The organism is Candidatus Frankia alpina, assembly GCF_902806485.1.
Taxonomy (GTDB): domain Bacteria; phylum Actinomycetota; class Actinomycetes; order Frankiales; family Frankiaceae; genus Frankia; species Frankia alpina.
This window is the reverse complement of the sequence record NZ_CADCWT010000338.1, coordinates 1-4,099: the sequence shown is the minus strand read 5'-3', so window position 1 is coordinate 4,099 and position 4,099 is coordinate 1. Positions and strand designations below refer to the sequence as shown.

Below are 4,099 nucleotides of genomic sequence, written 5' to 3'. Positions count from 1 at the left end.
CGTGATGGGTCCTCTCAGGGGGGCAAGCCTGCGCGGAGAGGTACCAGTCATCGATGGGGTGCCCGGCACCGCGGACGGTGCTCCCGTTTATGCAGGCACCAGTCGCACCGAGGATTGGCACTCGACCTCGCTGAGTGCCAGCCACTGTATAGCCCGCAGAACCTCCGAAAACGAGGTCACCACCACGTCGGAGCCGCCTCCGCCGTCATCCCACCCTGAAGTGGGGCCTTCCTGTGGAGGTCGATCCGCGGCTGCGGGAAGCCGACCTCGGTAGGTGGGAGGGCCGTAGCCGGGCCGATGTCGCCGGTCGTTTCCCCGACGAGTATGCCCGGTGGGGCCGGGGGGGGAGGACATCGCCCGTGGCGGTGGTAAACGTCCGAGCGAGGTCGCCGTCCGCGCGTTGGCGGCGCTCGCCGAGCACACCACCGGCCTGCCGGCGCGGGCCACGCTGGTCGTGACCAGCCACGCCGGCACCATTCTCGCCGTCACCGTCAGCGTGCTCGGTCTTCGCGTCCCCGACTGGCGCAGCCTCGGCCCGGTGCGCAACGCCGCATTCATCGTCCTGCAGGCGGTCACAGCACGGGGTCTTGTGGCCGTAGGCCCTCGTCTTAAGGTAGCGACGTTCACCGGCACGCAACGTTACCGGGCGACCGGAAAGTACCGGCATCAGGGGCAGTCCACTCCGCAGGGGTCCAGACGAGGACACGACGATGCCCTATCGCCGGCCCGCGGCCAGTTCGCCTACGTCGAGGGCCACCTTGCCGACGGCGAAACCATCCCGCTGATGCGGCTGCGCTACACCGGATTGCCCGCCAGCCGCCAGCCGCCGAGCAGCCCGAGTGGCCGGCACCGTGCTGGGACGTCGGCTGGAACTGCGTCACGGCCAGCGGCAGCGCGGCGAGCGCGATGCCGGAGGCAGGCGTCTCGGCTTCGCGGGTGCCGGACCAGAAGGTCGGCAAGCCGAGAGATTGCGCAATTCTTCAATTGATGACATGGTAGTTCTCGAACGTGGAACCTCGCAACCTCAGCCGTTCCGCGTGGTGTATCAGGGAGGAGGCGGGTGGCGGTGCAGGTTCCGCTGTACCAGGCGAAGGCGGAGCTCTTCCGGATGTTGGGTCATCCGGTGCGGATCCGGGTGCTGGAGCTGCTGCAGGCCGGGCCCATGCCGGTGCGGGACCTGTTGACGGCGATCGAGGTTGAACCGTCGAGCCTGTCTCAGCAGCTCGCGGTGTTGCGCCGGTCGGGGATCGTGACCGCGACCCGCGACGGTTCGACCGTGGTCTACGCGCTGGCTGGTGTCGACGTGGGCGAGTTGATGCAGGCCGCGCGGCGGATACTCACCGAGATGCTCGCTGGGCAGGCAGGGCTACTCGAGGAGCTCCGCGAGGCCGAGATGAGTGCGCGGTGAACGCGGGAGCAGAGCCATCGAACCGGCCGGCGAGGTACAAACCGTCCGCGGATCGCGCGAGCGGCCGAGCCAACCAGGTGGCGCCGAGCGGGACGGCCGCAACGAACCGGGCGCCTTGGTCGTGGACGGTGCCGTTCGGGCAGGTCGTCAGGGCGTCGACGGGATGACCCCGAATCCGCCCGGGGCGAAGCCCGCCTACAGCATTCGCGTCCCGGGACCGGCGGCGGCGGCAGTCACGACGGTCGTTTCCGACGCTCCCGGCACGATCACGGTTCACGCCGACGAGTCGGATCCAGCCGGCGATCGTCGTATCACATTGGACGCCGACGGCGGGCCCACGTTGCGCTGGCTCGTCAGGGCGCTGCGCCAGCGGCTGGGCGCGGACCTGCTGCTGGCCGAAGACCTGGCCTTCGCCGCCGCGTCCACCGGCAAGTTCGTCCAGCGGGCCTGCGCTGCGACCACGACCAGCCACGGCCTGGCGTTGTCCGACGCGGACGCCGACCGACATGTCATCGACCTCGAGGTTCGTGCCGCCGCCGTGCACGCCCTCGTCGCCACTACGCCCTCCGGCGGGCTGCTGCCTCCCCTCGACCACCCGCGTCTAATTCCCGCCGCGGCGGCTGCGGCCCATGTCCTCGCCGCCGGCTGCTAGCGCGTCCGTGGCGGACCGCGTACCGGGCACAGTGATGCCGGAGCCCTTCCGCCGGGTCCTACCCGAGCATCCCGAAAAGGACGTCGAGGTTCTCGACGATGCCGGCGGGGAGGACGCCGACGGAGAAGAGGCGGATGTACTCGCCCGCCGGCGCAACGAGGAGGAACAGGCGCTCAATGCGGGCAGTTCCGATCCCGTCCGGATGTACCTCAAGGCGATCGGCAAGGTCCGGTTGCTCGGCGCGGCAGAGGAGGTCGACCTGGCCAAGCGGATCGAGGCCGGCCTGTTCGCCTCGGAGAAGCTCGCCGCGTCGGCGAGGAGGATCTCCCCGCAGCGGCGCCGCGACCTCGAGACCGTCGAGCGGGACGGCCAGGTGGCCAAACGCGCGTTGGTGGAGGCGAACCTGCGGCTCGTCGTCTCGGTCGCGAAGCGTTACGTCGGCCGGGGCATGCTCCTTCTGGATCTGATCCAGGAGGGCAACCTGGGTCTGATCCGGGCGGTGGAGAAGTTCGACTACACCAAGGGCTACAAGTTCTCCACTTACGCCACCTGGTGGATCCGGCAGGGCGTCAGCAGGGCGCTCGCCGACCAGGCACGGACGATCCGGGTCCCGGTCCACATGGCCGAAACGATTAACAAGACGACCCGGATACAGAGGCAGTTGGTTCAGAGCTTGGGCCGGGAGCCGTCTCCGGAAGAGATCGCCGAGCAGATGGACCTCTCGCCAGAAAAGGTCCGGGAGGTCCTCGAGGTCGCCCGGATTCCGGTCTCGCTGGACGCGCTGGTCGGCGCGGACACGGACGCCCACGTCGGGGACTTCATCGAGGACGCGGACGCGGTGGTGCCGTTCGACGCAGCCAGCTCTGTCCTTCTACGGGAGCAGATCGACTCGATCCTGTGCACGTTGTCCGACCGCGACAAGAAAATCATCGAGCTGCGGTTCGGTTTGGCTGACGGCAGTCCCAGGACGTTGGACGAGGTCGGCCGCGAGTTCGGGGTGAGCCGCGAGCGAATCCGACAGCTCGAGTCGAGGACCTTGTCGAAGCTGCACCACCCCTCGCGCTCGCACAGACTTCGAGATTACGTGGAACAGTGAACCTCGCGGATGGTTTGGAGGGAGTCTAGCGATGGCGCGCGGCCGAGCGAAGGCTAAGCAGACGAGAGTCGCCCGGAGGCTCAAGTACCACTCGCCCGCAGTGGATCTAGACCGGCTCAGGGCGGACCTTTCTACCGAGCGGCCGGACCACGACGGCGACGAACCTGCCGCGGACCGCGAAGAGGCGGACCGCGAAGTTCTCCACGAATAGCGCGCGTCGACACGCCGGGTGCGTTCGGAACCGCGAGTAAGGGGGCTCCACACAGTTGACCGGAATCCGTGTTTGGTCGACTACGATCCACGACCGCTTGCTGTGGCGGAGCGTGACGAGCCTGGGTCGGTAAAAGGGACGCACCCACCCACCGGGAATGATCGCTACTTATCGAAGGAAATGATCGCCGGGAGACCGGTGCGTCGTGGTCGAGGGTATGGGTTGTTCGCTGGCCAGGTTGCTGGGGCTGGGCGGTTTCGAGGTCGAGCTGGTGGAGTGGGAGGCGGACGGCTCGCCGACGATGCAGGTGGTCAGCGCGCCGGGGACGGTGGCCTGCTGCCCGGGCTGCGGGGCCGAGTCGGACCAGATGCGTGAGCGGGTCGCGCACACGGCGCGCCACCGGCCGTGGGTGGCGTGCCGGCCGGACGCGAAGGCGGTGTAGCCGACTTCGGCGATCTCGGCGTCGGAGATCCAGGCATGGTTGGTCTCGTCCCAGACGGCCCGGGGGTAGCGGATCGGGGTCCAGACGTCCTCAGGGATCTCGGTGACGGTGCGGTGGATCTTCTGGTCGGCTGGGGTGGTGACCGAGAAACGGGCCCCGGCCCGTCGGCAGGCCGCCACGAACGCCCCGGAGTAGTAGGCGGAGTCGGCGCCCGCGACCATCCCCGAGACCTGGAAGTTTTTCCGAAACTCGCCATGGCTGATTCGAATCAGATCGCCGGGATCGTAAAT

General features: G+C 68.5%; 4 protein-coding genes and 2 pseudogenes. 5 read left to right on the top strand and 1 reads right to left on the bottom strand.

Going from position 1 to position 4,099, the window contains the following annotated elements; translation table 11 throughout:
- Positions 1–215 precede the first annotated feature (215 nt).
- The 5 genes and pseudogenes from G6R25_RS30975 (at position 216) to G6R25_RS22160 (ending at position 3,367) form a co-directional block, all read left to right on the top strand.
- Positions 216–988, top strand: a pseudogene (locus G6R25_RS30975) (histidine phosphatase family protein).
- A gap of 78 nt (positions 989–1,066) precedes the next feature.
- On the top strand, positions 1,067–1,408 hold the full coding sequence (locus tag G6R25_RS22175) for an ArsR/SmtB family transcription factor (protein ID WP_163554442.1): 342 nt from the start codon (positions 1,067–1,069) through the stop codon (positions 1,406–1,408).
- Between the two features lie 163 nt (positions 1,409–1,571).
- Positions 1,572–2,060, top strand: a complete 489-nt coding sequence (locus G6R25_RS22170) for a hypothetical protein (protein WP_163554441.1) — start codon at positions 1,572–1,574, stop codon at positions 2,058–2,060.
- Positions 2,038–3,156: an RNA polymerase sigma factor RpoD gene (rpoD, locus tag G6R25_RS22165; protein ID WP_163554440.1), complete on the top strand. Its 1,119-nt coding sequence runs from the start codon at positions 2,038–2,040 to the stop codon at positions 3,154–3,156. The genes G6R25_RS22170 and rpoD overlap by 23 nt, the downstream gene beginning before the upstream one ends.
- A gap of 31 nt (positions 3,157–3,187) precedes the next feature.
- Positions 3,188–3,367 (top strand): DUF3073 family protein, encoded by a 180-nt coding sequence (locus G6R25_RS22160; protein WP_163554439.1) that lies wholly within the window; start codon positions 3,188–3,190, stop codon positions 3,365–3,367.
- 168 nt (positions 3,368–3,535) lie between these two features.
- Here G6R25_RS22160 and G6R25_RS22155 read toward each other — a convergent pair.
- A pseudogene (locus tag G6R25_RS22155) lies at positions 3,536–4,099 on the bottom strand (hypothetical protein); the annotation flags it as partial.

Coding starts and splice junctions, on each gene's coding strand:
- G6R25_RS22170 (WP_163554441.1), top strand. CDS start 1,572: ATGACCCCGAATCCGCCCGGGGCGAAGCCCGCCTACAGCATTCGCGTC.
- rpoD (WP_163554440.1), top strand. CDS start 2,038: ATGTCCTCGCCGCCGGCTGCTAGCGCGTCCGTGGCGGACCGCGTACCG.
- G6R25_RS22160 (WP_163554439.1), top strand. CDS start 3,188: ATGGCGCGCGGCCGAGCGAAGGCTAAGCAGACGAGAGTCGCCCGGAGG.